Source organism: Aneurinibacillus terranovensis DSM 18919 (assembly GCF_000430625.1).
Classification (GTDB): domain Bacteria; phylum Bacillota; class Bacilli; order Aneurinibacillales; family Aneurinibacillaceae; genus Aneurinibacillus_B; species Aneurinibacillus_B terranovensis.
In genome coordinates, this window is record NZ_AUMJ01000016.1 from 80255 (window position 1) to 100076 (window position 19822).

The window sequence follows — 19822 nt, forward strand, 5'->3', positions numbered from 1 at the left end:
TCAGCTTTGTTTGTTGCATCGTAAAGTATGACCTATGATTCTTTGAAAATAATTACGTCCACAACAGCAGATGCAAACCTACTTACGTGTAATTTCTCTCATTACCGTTGGACGCACAGGAGATGTATCGACAAGATGCACATCATCTCCTACGCTAAACCCGCTTTCCTGTAAAATATTGTTGACAGTGAGACGGGCCAGCTCCGTCATATTATTTTCTTTGCTCAAATGAGCAAGGTAAATCGTTTCGCCCTTACCCGCAAGAATATCACACAGTGCTTCTCCTGCTGTTTCATTGGAAAGGTGCCCTACATCGCTTAAAATACGCCGTTTTAAATGCCAGGGATAACCGCCCATTCGAAGCATCTCCACATCGTGATTTGATTCGAAAATATAGGCGTCTGAATCCCGAATTGTATCCTTAATCCGCTGGCTGACATAACCCAAATCCGTTGTCAGGCTTACTTTATTATCTTCTTCATAGAAACAAAAGCCCATTGGCTCAGCCGCGTCATGCGACGTTCCATATGATTCAACGGTCATATCCGCGAACTGCAGCACCTCCCCTATTTCCATAATCATGCGCTGGTTTTCACTAATCGTCCCCAACTGCTCATCTAATTCCGCCCATGTCTTGCTGTTCGCGTATATGGGCAGCTGGTAGCGTCTGGCCAACACGCCTACCCCTTTAATGTGGTCCTTGTGTTCATGGGTGATAAGAATCGCGTCCAAATCTGCGGCATTTCGGTCCACTTCGGCCAGCAAACCTTCTATTTGTTTACCACTTAACCCGGCATCTACTAACAACTTACTGTCTTTCGATTCAATAAAAAATGAATTGCCAGTACTACCACTGGCAAGCACGCTAAATTTCATGAAGATGGTTGCTCCTCTTACTTTGTCATATCATTATTATTGGAGATATTAATATTTTTTTCAAGGGGAGGAGCCTGTTCGACGGCTCCGGTAATGCCGTTCACATAATGTACTTCACCGTTATGAATCACGCGCCAAACCGGTGCCAGCACTTGAATATCGGCATCATACGTATGCCCGTAATACCCGATAGAAATCCCGGTAATTTCCTCACCGTACCGGATATATCCGTTATCAAGCAGGGTACGCAGAGCAGTATAAGCCGAAATGACTTTCCGCCCCATTCCCTGATTAATCACCTGCATATGAATCTGACGGTAGCCGAGGGCTTTTTTGTGGTCTACCACAATTTCAAGCGGAGCGCTAAACATAGGGTAAACCTGATTGAGCTGCAGATACCGGCGGACAGTTGGCGTACTCCTCTCTTTATCGTACACATAACCCGGCAAAAAAGCGATGTATGGCTGCGTGTTCTTCAACCAATCTTCCTGATTGATGGAATCAGACACCGGTACCGGGTTTGGGAAAACCGAAATCACACCGTTTCCGTTCGATTCAATGCGCTGATCGGGAAGCATCTGCACATATTCGGATAAGGAAGTAAATCGTATGTTAATATAATGCATCTCCGGCGTATCTTTTGAAATATCGGCTTTGAGCGTGATATGGCGCGTTTTTAACAATTCATCAAAGCTCGAAGGAATCAACTCGCTTTGCGGTTCCGTTTCAATCCAGCGGTTCTGGGCACTGATAATCTGATACGCAAGAAAAATATCCAACAGGAGAAAGGACAGAATCAGGATGGTTTTTGCCCTACTCCAATCCATTGCCGCCGCCTCCTCTCGTTTTCCCGGATACCGCCGCATTAATAAACAACGGGCTGTCACTTAAACGTTGAATAACCCACACCGGGCGAATTTCCATAAAATCATACACAATATGCATTTTAAATCCAAGCTCAATTCCGGTAATTTGCTGCTGATTCACATGGGATTTATTTATCAAATGAATAAGCTCAGAGCCGGACATAACCGTAACCGGTACCCGCTCAAAATACGTATCCAGCTGCAGCATCGGCCGCTGAAATCCAACCACCGCGGTTCCGCTTGTTTGAAGAAGCACCGTATTCTCTCCGAATTGATCCCCGTATAGAGGATATGAATCAATCTGTGGGCGGAATTGATAGGTGACAGCCCCCTGCTTGCGCTGGCGGCTTTCGGTCGATTCAAGACAGTAGCTGCCTGTCCAACCTCCATGCTGATTCACAAACATAATAGCCGCATTCAGCGAATCAACACTGGGCCCTTCATTTTGATTACTCCCTTCTTGCGCCGGATCCCGGTAGAGCAGATACTTCTGGTGCGGTGGAATCGATACAACCTTGCTCCCGTCGGTATAGATCATTGTCCCGTCACGCTCCGTTACTTCCCTCGTCAGATTCGGATCAACAAAAAAAGTTTCAATCACCTGGCGAATCGTTAATGGCTGATAGAAATACCGAAAACGGTACATGTTTGCCTGATCTTTCGGCAAGTAGATCGGGTGCAAAAAAGCGCGAGTGGACGGTTCGCCCGGCGCTTCCGACGGGGCACGATAGACCAGCTGTTCAGGAAGATTACGCCCCCCCCATTTTGAATACATTCCATCCATATCAGAAGGGGAGATAGTGATTCGTGCCCGCAGCATCCGCCTGTCCAAATCGGAAATAAACAGCGCATAGGACATATTTTCCTCTTTGCTGCTGTAGAGCCAAACCCGCGTAATCCCGTGAAAATTACTGTCAAGCCGGCCTCTAATCGTAAAAAGTTGACCGAAGATATCCATGGGAATCGAGTCCCGGTAAATTACTTCAATCCCTTTCTGCTTTGTCAGGAGATGATCCCATTCCTCCCCGCTGAATTTCACCTCCGCTACATCATAGAAATACCATTTGCTCATTTCCTCGTGAAATTTTTTATAGGGCAGCGTAGTAGGGAGCGCTTTTTTGTGGTGACCGTCCCCGCTATGAAAAATAAGCGCCGACGGCTGTACAAAATCAGTCATTTGTTCCGTATGCCCGATAGGCTGCGGTGCTATATACCTTGATGGACCCAGATTATCAAGGCGCGGTTGGTCATTCCAGATTAACCCGGAAAGCACAAAGCTCAAACCAATAAGCAGAATGAGAAGAACTGTTTTAACCTGTTCAATCATCGACCTCCACCTCCTCACAAACCGGAAGTGTAAACCTCACCTTGGTACCTTTTTGCCATTCACTTTCGATTTCAATCGTTCCACCGTGCGCCAGCACGATTTGCCGGGCAATCGACAGGCCGAGCCCCGTTCCCCCCATGCTGCGGCTTCGCGCTTTATCCACCCGGTAAAACCGCTCAAAAATTCTCTCGAGATCGCGGCGGGGAATCCCTATGCCTTCATCAATAACTTCAATCGCCAGCCATTCCCCCCGCCTGCATGCCCGCAGGGTAATACGTGTTCCTTTATTAGAATATTTCATGGCGTTGGACAGCAAGTTATCAAGAACCTGAATGACACCGTCCCTGTCTGCCCATATGAGCGGCAGGTCTTCACCATCCGGATATTCAACCTCTATCTGAATATCTTCCTGCTGGCTCTTTACAGCGAAACGTTCCATTAAATCAATAAAGAGACGCTGCACATTAATGGCCCGCTGGTCAATGAGATTCTGGCCGGCGTCAAAGCGGGAAAGCTGCAGCAAATCATTGACAAGGCGGGTCATCCGGTCCGTTTCATTCAAAAGGACGCGCAAGAATCTGCGGGAAATATCCGGGTCATCCACCACTCCTTCCTCGAGAGCTTCGAGATAGCTTTTTAGCGTGGTAAGTGGCGTGCGGAGTTCATGGGAAACATTGGCGACAAATTCCTTCCGCTCCCGGTTCAGGGATTCCTGCTCTGTTACATCCTGGATAACCGCGATAATCCCGGTTTCCTTTTCTTCGTCATGCCTGCCTTTAAGGGATGTAAAAGTAAGGCTGATCAGCCGCTCTTCCCCTTCAATTTCCATATCCATTACAAGTGTTCCGGTTCCTTCAAATAAGAGGTCCGCTTCATCACCATCGGTTGGGATATTAAACAATTGATACAGATTTTTCCCGAGAGCCTGCTGATAAGGTACATTAATCATCCGCTGAGCAGGCGCATTAATCAAGATGATATTGTTGTCTCCATCCGTAGCAATCACGCCGTCACTCATATTCGCGAGAATGGAAGAAAGCTTTTCTTTTTCTTCCTCTGTCTGTGCAAGTGCCTTTTTCAAACGCCTCGCCAAGTCGTTAAACGTTTCACCGAGCTGGCCGATTTCATCACCTGAATAAATGCGCACACGCCGGTTAAAATCCCCATTAGCCATCGCATTCGCCTGCCGGGTAATTTCCTTTACCGGCGTTGTTATCGTCCGCGCAAGGATAATCCCCAGCCCTGCCGTCAAAAGGAGCGCCAGGCCAGTTCCGGTAGCAAAGATGCTGTTGATTTTGCGCATCGTACTGTACATTTCTTCCATGGAGGCGACCATATACAGCACTCCAAGAATCTTTGTGCCTTTTTTCACCGGCAGAGCCAATACCTTAACGCGCTGGCCGGTCTCCGGATTATACTGGACGGATTCACTTCTCGTTCCGAGCAGTGCCATGTTCACCTCAGCACGGGTGCTCTTCTGGCCGACAAATGCTTTATTTTCCTCCGTGGTCGTCAGAACCACGCCGTTCTGATCGATAAGCTGCACGTCTGCCCCACGCAGAGCAAACAGATTATGGATCAGGTTATCAATGTCTTCTTTGGGAAACGACTGCCGCGATTCCCCGTCAAGATAACGCTCAATATTGACTGCGAGCAGATTCGCCTGCGTGTTAAGCGTATCGTTAAAGTTGTTGACATAGTACGCTTCGGCCGTCCGGATAAAATACGCTCCGATAACCTGCATCGCAATTAAAATCAGGAGAAGATACAGGACGACTACTTTCCACTGGACGGTTTGAAAAAAACGTACCCTGCCCATTGTCTATTCCTCCTGCGGGCTGCGCATCGCGTAGCCCAACCCCCGGCGTGTAATAATATACTGGGGAGACCCTGGATTGTCTTCTATTTTTTCGCGCAGTCTTCGTATCGTCACGTCAACCGTCCGGGCATCACCAAAATAATCAAAGCCCCATACAGACTGCAGGAGATGGTCCCGGGTAAGGACCTGTCCACAATTCTTTGCGAGATAGTGAAGCAGAGCGAATTCTCGGTGGGTCACCTCGATTGGCTGCCCTTTTTTTTGTACGATGTATGATTTTGTATCAATCGTAAGCTGTCCAATCGTAAGGAGGGAAGAAAGATCGGCTTGATTTGTTTCTTCATTGGATTTATGACGCCGCAGATTAGCCCGCACCCTGGCCATTAATTCACGGCTGCCAAACGGCTTGGTTACATAATCATCCGCCCCAAGTTCAAGCCCAATCACTTTATCAAGCTCGCTGTCTTTGGCCGTCAGCATAATAATCGGCATATTCGCGGTACGACGAATCGTACGGCAGACTTCCATACCGTCTTTACCGGGCAGCATGATATCGAGCAAAATTAAATCAGGATTCTCTTTTTCTGCCAGAGTTATCGCTTCATCGCCATCATACGCACAGACCACTTCATAGCCCTCTTTTTCCAGCGTAAACTGCAAAATATCGGCAATCGGCCGCTCATCGTCAACCACAAGTATTTTCTGATTCATCCTGGCGTTACCTCACCCTCAAAAAAACCCGGCTTTTCAATAAGCCGGGCTGTTCTTTACCTCTATTTTATAATGCATACACACTGCGTACAACATTCGTTTGTTCACGTTCAGGTCCTACGGAGAACATGGAAAGCGGAATACCCGTTAACTGGGTCACACGCTCTACATAGTGACGGGCATTTTCCGGGAGCTCATCTAATGAACGAACCCCTGTGATATCTTCTTTCCAGCCCGGCAGTTCTTCGTAAATAGGCTCGCATTCAGCAAGTACATTCAGATTGGCCGGGTAGTGCTCCAGGACTTCCCCTTTAAACCGGTAAGCCGCACAAATTTTAATCGTTTCAATTCCGGTCAGAACGTCGAGAGAATTTAAAGACAGGGCGGTAATCCCGCTAACGCGGCGGGCATGGCGAACAACCACGCTGTCAAACCAGCCTACACGGCGGGGACGGCCGGTTACTGTGCCGTATTCTTTGCCCGTCTCACGGATGTGATGACCGATTTCATCATGAAGTTCAGTCGGGAACGGGCCATCTCCAACACGGGTAGTATATGATTTAGCCACACCAACAACATGGCGGATTTTCGTCGGCCCTACGCCGGAACCGATACAAACGCCACCCGCAACAGGATTGGATGAGGTGACAAACGGATACGTCCCTTGGTCAATATCGAGCATAACACCCTGTGCGCCTTCAAAAAGCACACGGCGGCCGCTGTCAATTGCGTCATTAAGCACAACAGACGTATCCGTTACGTATTGACGCAGACGTTCAGCATATCCGAGATACTCTTCCAGGATATCTTCGGCTTTAAATCCTTCTGTTTCATAAACTTTTTCGAACAAACGGTTTTTTTCTTCAAGGTTGCGGCGGAGCTTTTTCTCGAATTCAGCTTTATCCATCAGGTCAGCCATGCGAATTCCAATCCGTGCCGCCTTGTCCATATACGCCGGTCCAATGCCTTTAAGCGTCGTCCCAATCTTATTGGCTCCTTTAGTGCTTTCCTCTATGCCGTCAAGCTTAAGATGGTACGGCATAATCACATGGCAGCGATCGCTAATTCGAAGGTTATCCGCCGCTACATTGTAGCTGTGTAAGTAATCCAACTCATCCACAAGCGCTTTCGGATTGACAACCATACCATTTCCGATCACACAAATTTTATCTTTGTAAAAAATTCCGGATGGAATCGTATTTAATTTATATCGCACGCCATCTAATACAATGGTGTGGCCGGCATTATTTCCGCCTTGATAGCGGGCTACCACTTCAGCCTTTTCTGCAAGAAAATCGGTTACTTTACCTTTTCCTTCATCTCCCCACTGGGATCCTACCACTACTACGGTTGACATCGGCTGAGCACCTCCTACTTTTTTAACAAATTAAGTGTAGCAACCGGCCCCCCCTCTGTCAACAAAAACACGAACAATATACAAAAATGATTGCTTTTCGTTCGATAAATTTATAAAAAAATCCCCATGATTCACATGAGGATTTTGCTTAAAAATATTCAGCCTAGCTTTCCGATTGATGGCTCAAGCTGACAAACTTGTTGTACTCCTTAAGAAAAGCCAGTTCAACGGTACCGGTTGGCCCGCTCCGCTGCTTGCCTATAATCACTTCAATGATGTTTTTCTTCTCGGTTTCTTTATCATAGTAATCGTCCCGGTAGAGGAACGCTACCACGTCAGCGTCCTGCTCGATGCTTCCACTTTCCCTGATGTCCGACAACATCGGGCGCTTGTCCTGGCGCTGTTCAACGGCCCGGCTCAGCTGTGACAGAGCGATAACCGGGCACTCAAGTTCCCGGGCAATCAGCTTTAATGTACGGGAAATCTCGGATATCTCCTGCTGCCGGTTATCCCCGCCGCGGCGACCGGTAATTAACTGCAGGTAATCAATAAGAATGAGCCCGAGCCCGACTTCTGTTTTTAAGCGCCGGCACTTGGCCCTGATTTCACTCACTGTAATCCCTGGCGTGTCATCAATATAAATCGGTGCATTCGACAGGGTACCAATAGCCATCGTGAGCTTATGCCAGTCATCATCTGAAAAGTACCCTGTACGCATACGTTGAGCGTCAATATTGCCTTCCGCACAAATCATCCGCTGCACAAGCTGGGTCGCCGCCATCTCCAGGCTAAAAATCGCAACAGTCGCACCTGCCCGGGCAGCCACATTTTGCGCAACATTGAGTGCAAACGCCGTTTTCCCTACACTGGGGCGGGCCGCGAGAATAATCAATTCGGCTGGTTTCAACCCGGAGGTCATTTTATCAAGGTCAGGATACCCTGTCGGCACTCCGGTAATATCGCCTTTGCTGGAGGCAAGCGCCTCGATCTGCTCATATGTTTCGGTTAACACATCCTTGATATGTATGAAGCTCGATGCACGGCGCCGCTGCGCAATCTGCATAATACTTCTTTCGGCATCATGAAGCATGGATGGAATATCGTCGCCTGACGTGTATCCGTCCGCCGCAATTTTCGTGGCGGCACGAATGAGACGCCGCAAGAGGGCCTTCTCTTCAACAATGCGGGCATAGTACTCTACATTGGAGGCGGTTGGAACCGAAGTCGCCAGGTCAGTCAAATAGGAGACCCCGCCTACTTCATCCAGCTGCTTCTGATTCTCAAGCTCAGCCGTCACTGTTACGAGGTCAATCGGTTCCGACCGCTCCGCGAGACTCACCATCACATGAAAAATACGCTGGTGAGCGGTCCGGTAAAAATCCTCTGGCATCAATATATCCTGTGCGGTAATCAGTGCCTCGTGCTCCAAAAAAATAGCCCCTAAAACAGCCTGTTCCGCCTCTATGTTCTGGGGCGGAATACGATCTTGAAAGAGATCGCTCATTGTCTATCCCTCAATTCTACTCTTCAACGACGTGAACCTTCAGTGTCGCTGTAACTTCGTGGTGCAATTTCACAGGGACATCCGTATAGCCTAACGTACGAATCGGTTCATCAAGCATCAGCTTGCGTTTATCGATATTCAACTTCGTTTTTTTCAATTCATCCGCGATTTGTTTGGTGCTGACCGCACCAAACAAGCGCCCGCCTTCCCCTGACTTTGCTTTAATAGTGATGGTCGTTTCCGCTACGATTTTCGCCAGTTCTTTTGCGTCTTCTAACTCCTGTTCCTTGCGCTTTATTTCGCTCTTTTGATGAGCTTCCTGCATTTTCACGTTACCCTCTGTCGCTACCTTAGCAAGGCCTTGCTTCAATAAAAAATTGCGGGCATACCCTTCGGAAACTTCCTTAATTTCTCCTTTTTTACCCTGGCCTTTCACATCCTGTGTAAAGATGACTTTCATTTTTGTTTTCCCCCCTGATTATTGAAGATAATCTCTTTTAATTGGGCGACAGCTTCATCGACCGTACTATTTTTTATCTGGGTTGCGGCATTGTTAATATGGCCGCCACCTCCCAGCTTCTCCATGATTAACTGGACGTTAAAATCACCAAGCGACCTGGCACTAATCCCAATCATTTCATCCGGCCGTTTACATACAACAAAAGCCGCTTCAATGCCCGCCATCGTCAATAGTGTATCCGCCGCCTGAGCAATCAGGAGCTGGCCATACGTTTGCCCGTCTTTTCCGCGGGCAATGGCTATCGATTGGTACACTTGCGTATTCTGCAAAATCTCCGAGCGGCGGATATATTGATCCAAATCTTCCTTTAGCAGCGTCTGAAGCAGGTTTGTATCGGCCCCTTTGCGGCGTAGAAAAGAAGCCGCTTCAAATGTCCGGGAGCCCGTCCGAAACGCAAAACTTTTCGTATCAACGACAATCCCCGCCAGCAGGGCGGTCGCTTCCAGCACATCCATCGATAATTTCTCATTCTGATACTGCAAAAGTTCGGTGACAAGCTCACTCGTTGATGATGCATAGGGCTCCAAATAGATGAGCACAGGGTCCGAAATAAATTCATCAGCCGATCTTCTATGGTGGTCAATTAACACCACCTTGCTGGTAGATGTAAGCAAACGGGGCTCAATCACCATCGAAGGACGATGGGTATCAACGACTACAACAAGCGTTCGCCGGGTAACCATCTGCACAGCCTGTTCACTTGTTATAAAGTAATGGCCAAGCATTTCATGCTCTTCTACTTCCTGTATTAAACGCTCGATTGCCGGATTGCTCTCATCCAGCAAGATATATCCTTCTTTTTCATTGGCGTGGACAGCCTTCAACACGCCGATTGCCGCACCGATAGCATCCATATCAGGCATTCTATGGCCCATGATTAAAATATGGTCGCTTTCCAGGATTAAATCGCGCAGCGCGTGAGAAATCACGCGCGCACGAACCCTGTTCCGCTTCTCAACCGCATTGGATTTCCCGCCATAAAACGTAAGTTTATCGCCATTCTTAATGGCCGCCTGGTCCCCGCCGCGTCCTAACGCGACATCAAGGCTTGATTGAGCCATTTCGCCAAGTTCGATAAACATATCCCTTCCGGCACCGACACCGATGCTTAATGTAAGCGGAACCTTATTTTTCCCGGTCATTTCCCGTACCTGATCCAGAATGTCAAATCGGGTCTCCTCTAGTTGATGCAGCGTTCCCTCATCCAGGACAGCGATAAATTTATCGGATGACATCCTTTTTAAATAAATGTCGTACTTGTGCGCCCACTTCGTAATAAGGCCTGTTACATTGGTGAGAAGCATACTGCGTACCTGCTCATCCAACCCCTGAGCTACCTCATCCAGGTTATCAAGATATACGATCGCCAAGACCAGCTTCCCTTCATTGTAATGCATAAGCAATTCTTTGTAATCGGTAATATCCGTAAAATAAAGCAGACGTTCTTCCGGGCGAAACAGCACTTGGTAAATCCGGTTTTTATACGTAATTTCAGCTTTTTGCGTCTCTTCCGTCACATCGGCAAGCGGAGGAAACACATCAAGCAAGTGCTTTCCTATCAGCTCATTGTCTTCAGTCATTTGCTGAATAAGCGGGTTATACCACTCGATTTTCCTTTCCTGGTCCAGGAGCAGAATACCGATTGGCATTCGATTAATGACTTCATCACTTGCCTTTTTGATCCGATGGGTAAGTGTTTGAATATAAGATTCCAGTTCGTCTTCAGCAGCCCGCTGATTTCGAACGGTGAAAAACAACATGATAAGCAATACAAGAAGGCCGGCAAGCCCTGCATACCAACGAATAAAGAAAGCAAGCAGGCCGGCTGCCAATAAACCATAAGCAAAAGCCAATATGATATGGAATCCGTACCAGCGTTTTGACAGGAACTTCGGCATACACTCAGCTCCTATTTTAGAAAAAGTCGGTTGCGGAGATTAAACCCTACATCTATCATCCCTACTAGTATTAGTATATAGGCAAACGGTGAAAGAAGGAATATCAAGACAACCACAACCAGTAAAGCTTTGCTCCATCCCTTCCGGTAAAAAAGTGCAGCAACCAGGGACAATGCCTGAAGTAAAAAGGCAAATATCATTAACAAGTTAACATTTACGGCAACCGCATGAAGAAAACCGTATTGGGAGATCGCGGGAACGGCAAGCATAAGCAGTACAATAAAATAATAATACAGAATAGAACGCGGAAAGCGCAAATCCCGTAGCGGAGGCAGAGGCTGAATGAGCGTCCCCATTCGCTTTAAAACACGGCGGGAAATCGCATGATTCGCCACAGCGCTTAAAAGTGAATAAAGAATGGCAGAAGAAGGAATAATCATCCTCATGAGACCCGGCACCGTTTGCAGCAACTGCTGCAAGGATTGCTGTTGGCCCGGCTGGGCCGCCCTTTGACCATCCACAACAGCCCCCATCTGTGCTTGAATTTGTTTAATCGCTTCCTTGGATGCATTTACGGCAAGTTCGATTGGGTTCACGTGGAAAATCCAGATGGAAATAGTCAGGCTTATAAAGAAGAGGGCGAGAGATACAATGGTTCCCAGAATGATAACCTGTCCACTTGGTTTCCTATTTCGGTAAGCCCCTCCCATGACTAAACCGAGTACAGCAGCCGGCAAAGCCAATGTGACACCGGAAAAGCTGGTAAAAATAAACGATAAGAACATCACGGCAAGAAAGGTTACCAATCTGCCTTTCCCGCTGTGACGATACGCATACAGCGTTAAGGGAACCGGTAAAACAAAGACTGAAGCGATTCCCAGCGGAGTATAGAATGTAAGTAAAAAGAGGATAAGAAAGACGGCGCTCATGAATGCACCCTCCAGCAGTTCTCTTACGTTATTCCGCATTTTTATGTATACACCTCCCGGCAGATCCTTAAACATCAAAGAATATTTATACTATCCTATACACCGAAAAAAACAGTAAGAATGATCCCACTGTCCTATTATAGTATTGGTCTATTTTATTTTAACTATAATATTCCACATATTTTTTACGCTCATAAACCATATTACTGAAATGAAAGCTGAAATCGGCAAAATCAAACAGTCAGCAAAAAGACTTGAAGAAAAATAAAAGACGGTTTCAACAGCAAACCCATACATTTGTTTTATTTTTTCTTTATGATTTCCAATGCTTTCTGAACGGTAGTATACGATGTAATCGACGGTAAATCCATCCCGATTTCAGTCACTGTCCGGGCCAGTTCTGGGCGTATTCCCGTCAGGGTCGCATGAATCCCCAGCAGCCGGAGAACATCGTGCATTTTAAATATATGCTTTGTCACCATTGTATCAATTGTATGAATTCCGGAAAAATCAATGATCAGATTTTCTATTTTTAACTGGGCAACCTTTGGAATGACCTTCTCCAGAATATATTTTGCCCTGTAAGTATCTATCGTCCCGATGAGCGGAAGTATCGCGACCCCCTCATGAACCGGCACAATTGGCGCTGATAATTCGTTCATTTCTTCTTGTACTGCTTTCATAATTTTTTCTTTAAAATGATCAAACGAGCGAATTATTTCATTGACGCCAATATCAAGAGTGAAGTTGATTCGCTTATTAACAAAGATGAGTTCTTCCGTAGAAAGCCCATGATCCAGGCAAATTTTAGCGATAGACTGAATGAAAATTCCCCGAACCGTCGGATAAAACACAAGAACATCGGAAGATTTTTTTCCCATATTCGCTTCACGTTCTCCATGCATCCTGTTCCATGCAATAAAATCCGGCGGTACCTCCCCATCCTCGCAGATTAGAGACTCTCCTAAAAATTTAATGAATTCGACATAAAACACGGTTCCCGTTGCTTTTTGTTCTTTGGCAAGTTCCAATTTCATTTGTTGAGTGATTTGCTCAACGATTTCAATAGCGAGTGATTTTGCGTTTTCAATAAGATATGCAGCAATATCTGAAATGGACCCCAACTTCTTTTCCTCCTGTTAAATCACTATAATAATTGAATTATATATGAAAAACGATAAATAAAAATTAGTTTTTCATTTTTTTAAAATATGACATATGCCTGACACAATAAAAAGGTATGCTTATCCCGTCAAAGAAAAGTTGGTCAGCAGGCTAACGCCAAGCTAAAGGCGCAGGCGATAGACTTAGCTGCACATATGCGTATAAGAAAGTTCTACTTTCTTATACGCTAAACCATAATATAAAGGAGGACTTTCTAATGAACATGAAAAAGAAAGTAGTTGGCGTATCTTTAGGTGCGATGTTTGCCCTGGCTTCCGTTGGTTCCGTATTTGCTGCGACACCTGCAACCAGTGCTGCCCCGTCCGCCCATGCTCATAACGCTCAATACGAGGCTAAGCTTGCTCAGCAAGCAAAAGCACAAGGCATTACCGTACAACAGTTAAAAGCACAGCTTAAAGCAAAATTTGAAGCTAAACTGGAACAAGAGGCAAAAGCCCAGGGTATTACAGTAGATCAATTAAAAACGCAATTGCGAGCAAAGAATAAAGCTGCACGTGAGGCAAAGCTGGAACAACAAGCAAAAGCCCAGGGAATCACTGTAGATCAATTAAAGGCGCAGCTTAAAGCAAAAGGCGAAGCCAAATTAGAAGAAATCGCCAAGAAACAAGGGATCACTGTAGATCAGCTTAAAGCTCAATGGAAAGCCAAGCATCAAGCAAAAAAAGCTGCATCCCAAACTCAATCTTAAGGCAGGCAAGACAACCGAATCTTGTTACTATGCTGCCTGTATCGGGCGCATAATCGAGTAGGAGGGGGCGATGAACCCCCGACTTCTCACACCACCGTACGTACCGTTTGGTATACGGCGATTCATTACGTACTCCGTAAGGAGTCATATCGTTTTGCCAGACTCTTAAGTTGATACGATTCGAAGAATCGATTGTCCAACGTTCTGTGCAGTACAGGACTTTTCGAAATACGCCAGTATCCCTTGCGGGAGCTTCCCCATTCGTAGGCTTTTCCTTTAGGCACTCCTAAAGCGATGAGCCTTTTTACTTTTGTGCGGGGAAGTTTTCATTGTTTCCATAAGCACATTCTCAGTCGCCTGCGAACCCATTCATCTAGTCGTTTGAAAATACTTGGCGTATCTGCCAGCGCAAAGTATCCCAGCCATCCCATCAAATACTCGTTCAGTTCCTCGATTCTGTCACCGAGAAAAACCGGTCTCTTCCGAGATGTAATCTGGCGGATTTTCTGTTTGATTCGCTGTATGGATTGCGTTGCGATACGGACTTTCGGTTTGAGATGAAAGGAAAAGCTAAAGCCAAGAAACTTTCGTTTCCACGGACGGTCTATCGCACTCTTTTCTTGATTCACTTTTAGTTTCAACGTTTCTTCAATAAAGATGGTAACCGATGCTTTTACCCGTTCTCCTGCTTTGCGGGTACGAACGTAGATATTACAATCGTCTGCATAGCGGACAAATTTATGTCCTCGCTTTTCCAATTCCTTATCTAGTTCATCCAGCACAATATTAGACAGAAGTGGACTTAATGGACCGCCTTGCGGCGTACCAGACAGATCTCCCCGAGTAAGAACATTATCTTCCCCTCCATCTATTTGCCTCATTTACTCTCATTCCCCTTCGGCAGTATGGACTTTGTCTTGTTTCGCAGACTCATCCAACGAATGCTAGCCTTATATGAGGTTCGTGTTCCTCAGACCGGAGGTTTGCCGCCAGCTTCCTTCAGATTCGACCTCACGGTCGATACCCTTGTCATAAGCTAATGGTTACTACTGCCTTCACCATTCGAGACTTGAACCCTATAGATAATGCCCATGCCGGGTGCACCAAAAAGAGCAGCAGGCTTATATCCCACTGCTCTTTTTTATGTGAGTTAATTACTCTGTTACATACGGTAACAAAGCGATTTGGCGTGCACGCTTGATAGCTACTGTCAGCATGCGTTGATATTTTGCAGAAGTACCTGTTACACGACGGGGAAGAATCTTTCCACGCTCGCTCACAAATTTCTTCAGTAATTCAATATCTTTATAATCGATGTGAGTGATGTTATTTGAAGTAAAGTAACAAACTTTACGACGTTTACCACGACCACGGCGTTGTGCCATCATTAATTCCCTCCTTTATTAGACTATAAGCGTACAATCAGAACGGTAAATCATCATCCGAAATGTCAATGGGTTTTTGATCATTAGCGAAGGGGTTATCATCAAAGGAATCTCGTTTGCTATTGCTGCGCGGGCCGCCAAAGTCGGACTCAAACCCGCCGCCGGATGACAATCCTGAAGCGTGTCCTTGTCCGCCACCGCCCAAGAATTGAACATTATCTGCAACAATCTCGGTGACATATACTTTGCGACCTTCTTTATTCTCGTAGTTTCTCACTTGAATACGGCCCTCAACCGCTGCCTGCTGACCCTTTTTTAAATAGAGTAGGAACCCAGCGCCTTATCACATTTCTGTGACAGGTTTCCAAGAACCTCTCTCAGAACCGTACGTATACCTTTCGGTATATACGGCTCGCCAGTCATTCCACTTCGTTATACTTGATTAACTAATCTAATTTGCCTTGGTGTAAGGCAATGTGACATTCTACGCACATAACCATTGTTTTGCGATTTCTTGCAATCATAAACTGTTCCCATTTGGTTTTCTTTTTGAGGTCTTTAAGTTTCCTAACATGGTGCACCTCAATTTTCCCGTCCGTTGTACCACACCACTCGCATTTGTTTGCTTTTATTCGGTCTTCGAGGCTAGTTCTAGCCGAATAAAGTAATGTGTTCACGTGAATGTCTACAGACGGTTCATGTGAGAAACCCTTTTTCATCGGAAAACCGTCATTGTAGAACTTTCTAAGCTTTGTATAACCTTCTGCATTTTTGAAAAATACACCTAGTTCTCCATTCAGCGAGAATTTTTTGCTGATTTTGGAAGATTTGGTTTTATATTTCATAGCTAAGGTTTTAAGAAAGCTCTGTCTGATTAACGCGTATGCGTGATTCAGATTGGAAACGTTTGTTGTGATTGCGTAATAGTTATAGAATCCTCTGATTTCAGAGTTGTAGATGCTCACAATTTCTAAGTCGTCATTATTTTTGAATTTACCCCGTTCCTTAGGCGTCCAGTTCCCATCCTTGTCTATGATGATGTATCCGTTTTTCAGCATAAAACTGCGGATAGCATCATGTGGTAGAGAAACTTTGACCATACCTGAACCTGACGTTACGTGACTTCCGCCTTCTCGGTTGACTCTTCTGATGTTATGTTCCTTGCCGTTTCTGACGACTAGGTCAAACCCTAAGAATCTGGCTGGCTTACTCGCATGTGTGATAAGCGTCTTTTCTTCGCTTAATTCCAGCTTTAAGCTTTTCGCTAGGAAAGTTCTAATGTCGGATTTCACTTTTTCAGCTTCAGCTTTTGAGCCTATAACACCGATAAGGAAGTCATCAGCGTACCGTGTGTATGACAATCTTTTGAAGTTTTCATCCATAGGATCTGAGGCGTCCATTGTCCTTCTCTGTTCTTCAAAGGATTTGATTTCACTTTGAATTTTAACCATTTCATCGCCTGTAAGATCACTGTTGAGTAGTTTCTTCCTACGGCGACTAATTTGATATGAGAGGGATTTGTATTCCTTATTATCCTTGTGCTTTTTGCCTTTATTGAATTTACGAATATATTTTTCCATATATTTGTCAAATTCATTAAGATAGATGTTCGCTAGAAGTGGACTGATGATACCACCTTGTGGTGTACCACTATACGTTGTGTTGTATTTCCAATCCTCTAGGAAACCAGCGCGGAGAAATTTCCAGATTAATCGTAAGAATTTTTCATCCTTTATTCTTCTTCTTAGAATATCTATAAGAACATGATGGTCTATGTTGTCAAAGAACCCTTTGATATCTCCTTCAACCCACCATTTGGTTCCTCTGGCTCTCTGATAGACTTCTTCAATAGCTGTGTGACAGCTACGATTTGGCCTAAAGCCATGTGAGTGTACAGAGAACGTATCCTCATAGATGTGTTCTAAAATAAGTCGAACGATTTCTTGAACGATTTTGTCATACGTGGATGGAATACCAAGAGGTCTCTTTCCGCCTTGCTTTTTAGGGATATATTCCCTTCTGGCAGGAGCAGGTTGATATTCCTCTTTTCTCATTAGTTCAATGACTTTTTCAATCTTTTCGAGACCGAAGCTGTCAATTGTCTGTCCATCCGAACCTTTGGTCATGTTACCTTGTTTGGGGTAAATGTTTCCGTAAGCCATTAAGTAGAATTCTGTATTGTACAGATTTCTATATAGCTTGTCAAATTTGTACGACTGATTGTTAATCGCTGTCTTTCGAAGTGTATCCAATACAGTTCTAGGTTCTCTCATGGTCTCACACCATAACCTTTCATGTTTAGATACGAACAACCTGTCTCCCTTCGCCATGTATGCGGCTTTCCCGCACTCGGACTACTACGGAGACTCTGTTACCATAGTAAGTATTCAACTGTCCTAGACAGTATAGCTTCCCTTTGCAAGTGAGCGTCTTACCGTAGGTAATCCCCATTTAGTCACTGTTCGATAGTTTTTGAACTGGTTAGGTTCTCCATTCATCCTTTTTGTTCTATAGAACACAGCAGAGTCACTATTGATGAGCGTATGGACAGTACCCACACATACGCATTGACTCTTGCATCCCTTTAACCGTCGTGGGATGCCGGGTGCGCTTGCCCGCCTCGGATTAGAGTTCAAGCAATCCAGCTTTAACCATACAGTTCGTTTCGGTTTGGCATTCAGTTGCTCTGCGTACGGTTCGCATCGACTTATGCCTTTTCCACCATGCTACACTCCCTTTCAGGTTTCCCATCCAGATAAGGTGGCTACCGATAGAGACATCAACTTCTCTAGCCTACTTAGGCAATCGAAACAGTGCCGGATGGGCGCACATACTGGGCGCACAGTTCAGCCAATTGACGCCATGCCACAATAGGAATAAAGTCTGTTTCACGCTCGCCCTGCTGATTGGACGTTCTGCGATCCACTGCTAGTGTAAATGTCGCTACGGCAATCCCGCTGGACGTATAGCGAAGCTCCGGTTCTTTTGTTAAACGGCCTAACAATATGGCGCGATTAATCAAGATAACCCCTCCCGTCAAAACTTATTTCTCGTCTTCACGAACAACTAAGTAACGAATAACATCATCGCTGATTTTCATCAGACGTTCCATTTCTTTTACAGCTTCTGGCTGGGATTGGAAGTTCATTAACACATAAAAACCTTCGCGATGATCATTAATTTCGTATGCCAGACGTTTCTTACCCTGCTCAGTAACCTTTTCCATTTCTCCGCCATTATCTGTAATAACAGCCGAAAAACGTTCAACAGTGGCTTTAGTAGCCTCCTCTTGAAGGTCTGGGCGTAAGATGTACATCACTTCATACTTGCGCATACCTTTCACCTCCTTCTGGACTAAACGGCCCCACATGGGGCAAGGGGCGAGCCTCTCATGTAAAAACGTTCAAAACTCGCATTTCAACATTGTATCAAAGTCTGTTGCTCTACGCAAGTCTTATGTAACGCTTTATCCATTACGCCACCCGTGAACTTAGCCATTCTTCGTACACCCATATATTACCATATATTGGTATTGATGTCTACTGTTTACACATTAAAACGAAAATGCATAACATCCCCGTCTACAACGACGTAGTCTTTTCCTTCCAGCCTAAACTTGCCGTTCTCTTTTGCCTGCGCCATTGAACCGGCTTCAACTAAGTCATCGTAAGCCACAACTTCCGCACGGATAAAACCGCGTTCAAAATCGTTGTGAATCACCGCGGCAGCCTGAGGAGCTTTCGTACCGCGGCGGATTGTCCAGGCTCGAACTTCCTGAACTCCTGCCGTAAAGTACGTAATAAGGCCAAGAAGAGCATATGCTTCCCGAATTAATTTATCGAGGCCGGATTCGTCAAGTCCAAGTTCTTCTAAAAACATTTCTTTGTCCTCTTCCTCCATCTCGGCAATTTCCGATTCAACTTTAGCTGAGATGACAACCACTCCGGAGCCTTCGGCCGAAGCAAATTCACGGACTTTTTCCACATACGGATTCTTGCCCTGTTCCGCTTCCTGGATTCCATCTTCACTTACATTGGCCACATACAAGACGGGCTTCATGGTAAGCAGATGAAAATGCTTGACGAGTTTTTGTTCATCTTCTGACAAATCCAAACTGCGGGCCGGCTTTTCATTTTCGAGAGCTTCTTTCAGACGCAGCAGAACATCATATTCAGCTTTTGCTTCCTTATCACCGGATTTTACTTTTCTCCCTAACCGCTCTACACGGCGTTCAACGGATTCAAGATCTGCAAGGATAAGTTCAAGGTTAATCGTCGTAATATCATTAATCGGGTCAATTCTACCCTCTACATGTGTAATATTTTCATCCTCGAAACAGCGAACCACATGGGCAATCGCGTCTACTTCACGAATATGAGACAGAAACTGGTTGCCCAGCCCTTCACCTTTACTCGCACCGCGGACTAAGCCGGCGATGTCTACAAATTGAAAAGCTGTAGGAACCGTTTTCTTCGGTTCTACCAGTTCAGTTAATTTATCCAACCGCGAATCGGGAACTTCAACGACACCGACGTTAGGATCAATCGTACAAAAAGGATAATTGGCAGATTCCGCACCTGCCTGGGTAATTGCGTTAAAAAGAGTAGACTTCCCTACGTTTGGAAGTCCGACAATGCCACAGGAATTAGCCATCTATGTAAACACTCCTTAATCCAAAAATACTTTCACCATTATAGCATGTCTAAAGATAGGGTACACAATCATTTACAGGAAAAAACACCGAACGAATCGGTGTT

General features: G+C 45.5%; 16 protein-coding genes and 4 pseudogenes. 1 reads left to right on the plus strand and 19 read right to left on the minus strand.

The window, feature by feature from the left end; genetic code table 11:
- Nucleotides 1-78 precede the first annotated feature (78 nt).
- The 12 genes and pseudogenes from H525_RS0103490 to H525_RS0103540 form a co-directional block, all read right to left on the minus strand.
- Nucleotides 79-876: an MBL fold metallo-hydrolase gene (locus H525_RS0103490; RefSeq protein ID WP_027415047.1), complete on the minus strand. Its 798-nt coding sequence runs from the start codon at nt 874-876 to the stop codon at nt 79-81.
- Nucleotides 877-893: 17 nt separating this feature from the next.
- Complete coding sequence (locus H525_RS22665; protein ID WP_051330771.1) at nt 894-1703, minus strand: two-component system regulatory protein YycI; 810 nt, start codon at nt 1701-1703, stop codon at nt 894-896.
- Nucleotides 1690-3069, minus strand: a complete 1380-nt coding sequence (locus H525_RS0103500; protein ID WP_027415048.1) for a YycH family regulatory protein — start codon at nt 3067-3069, stop codon at nt 1690-1692. The genes H525_RS22665 and H525_RS0103500 overlap by 14 nt, the downstream gene beginning before the upstream one ends.
- Nucleotides 3062-3508: a sensor histidine kinase gene (locus H525_RS29285; protein WP_425387643.1), complete on the minus strand. Its 447-nt coding sequence runs from the start codon at nt 3506-3508 to the stop codon at nt 3062-3064. The genes H525_RS0103500 and H525_RS29285 overlap by 8 nt, the downstream gene beginning before the upstream one ends.
- A 66-nt stretch (nt 3509-3574) precedes the next feature.
- Nucleotides 3575-4888, minus strand: a pseudogene (locus H525_RS0103505) (histidine kinase dimerization/phospho-acceptor domain-containing protein); the annotation flags it as partial.
- A 3-nt stretch (nt 4889-4891) separates the two neighbouring features.
- On the minus strand, nt 4892-5599 hold the full coding sequence (yycF, locus tag H525_RS0103510; protein WP_027415050.1) for a response regulator YycF: 708 nt from the start codon (nt 5597-5599) through the stop codon (nt 4892-4894).
- 67 nt (nt 5600-5666) lie between these two features.
- On the minus strand, nt 5667-6956 hold the full coding sequence (locus H525_RS0103515) for an adenylosuccinate synthase (protein WP_027415051.1): 1290 nt from the start codon (nt 6954-6956) through the stop codon (nt 5667-5669).
- A gap of 163 nt (nt 6957-7119) precedes the next feature.
- Nucleotides 7120-8460 carry a replicative DNA helicase gene (gene dnaB / locus H525_RS0103520; RefSeq protein ID WP_027415052.1) on the minus strand — a complete coding sequence of 447 codons (1341 nt, stop codon included), beginning with the start codon at nt 8458-8460 and terminating at the stop codon, nt 7120-7122.
- Between the two features lie 16 nt (nt 8461-8476).
- Nucleotides 8477-8920: a 50S ribosomal protein L9 gene (rplI, locus tag H525_RS0103525; RefSeq protein ID WP_027415053.1), complete on the minus strand. Its 444-nt coding sequence runs from the start codon at nt 8918-8920 to the stop codon at nt 8477-8479.
- Nucleotides 8917-10878 carry a DHH family phosphoesterase gene (locus H525_RS0103530; RefSeq protein ID WP_027415054.1) on the minus strand — a complete coding sequence of 654 codons (1962 nt, stop codon included), beginning with the start codon at nt 10876-10878 and terminating at the stop codon, nt 8917-8919. The genes rplI and H525_RS0103530 overlap by 4 nt, the downstream gene beginning before the upstream one ends.
- 11 nt (nt 10879-10889) lie before the next feature.
- Nucleotides 10890-11846 (minus strand): YybS family protein, encoded by a 957-nt coding sequence (locus tag H525_RS0103535; RefSeq protein ID WP_027415055.1) that lies wholly within the window; start codon nt 11844-11846, stop codon nt 10890-10892.
- Nucleotides 11847-12109: 263 nt separating this feature from the next.
- Complete coding sequence (locus H525_RS0103540; RefSeq protein ID WP_027415056.1) at nt 12110-12931, minus strand: STAS domain-containing protein; 822 nt, start codon at nt 12929-12931, stop codon at nt 12110-12112.
- 257 nt (nt 12932-13188) lie between these two features.
- On the opposite strand from H525_RS0103540, the gene H525_RS22670 reads away from it, so the two are divergent.
- Nucleotides 13189-13680 (plus strand): hypothetical protein, encoded by a 492-nt coding sequence (locus H525_RS22670; protein ID WP_051330772.1) that lies wholly within the window; start codon nt 13189-13191, stop codon nt 13678-13680.
- Between the two features lie 125 nt (nt 13681-13805).
- On the opposite strand, the pseudogene H525_RS22675 reads toward H525_RS22670, so the two are convergent.
- The 7 genes and pseudogenes from H525_RS22675 to ychF form a co-directional block, all read right to left on the minus strand.
- A pseudogene (locus H525_RS22675) lies at nt 13806-14507 on the minus strand (group II intron maturase-specific domain-containing protein); the annotation flags it as partial.
- A gap of 327 nt (nt 14508-14834) precedes the next feature.
- Nucleotides 14835-15065, minus strand: coding sequence for a 30S ribosomal protein S18 (gene rpsR / locus H525_RS0103555; protein ID WP_027415057.1), 231 nt, complete (start codon nt 15063-15065; stop codon nt 14835-14837).
- A 37-nt stretch (nt 15066-15102) separates the two neighbouring features.
- Nucleotides 15103-15387: pseudogene (gene ssb / locus H525_RS22680) on the minus strand (single-stranded DNA-binding protein); the annotation flags it as partial.
- Between the two features lie 124 nt (nt 15388-15511).
- Nucleotides 15512-17338, minus strand: coding sequence for a reverse transcriptase/maturase family protein (locus tag H525_RS0103565; protein WP_027415058.1), 1827 nt, complete (start codon nt 17336-17338; stop codon nt 15512-15514).
- 530 nt (nt 17339-17868) lie between these two features.
- A pseudogene (locus tag H525_RS22685) lies at nt 17869-18087 on the minus strand (single-stranded DNA-binding protein); the annotation flags it as partial.
- A 21-nt stretch (nt 18088-18108) separates the two neighbouring features.
- A complete protein-coding gene (rpsF, locus tag H525_RS0103575) occupies nt 18109-18399 on the minus strand; it encodes a 30S ribosomal protein S6 (RefSeq protein ID WP_027415059.1) in 291 nt (96 codons plus the stop codon).
- Nucleotides 18400-18611: 212 nt separating this feature from the next.
- Complete coding sequence (gene ychF, locus H525_RS0103580; protein WP_027415060.1) at nt 18612-19718, minus strand: redox-regulated ATPase YchF; 1107 nt, start codon at nt 19716-19718, stop codon at nt 18612-18614.
- Nucleotides 19719-19822: the final 104 nt, after the last annotated feature.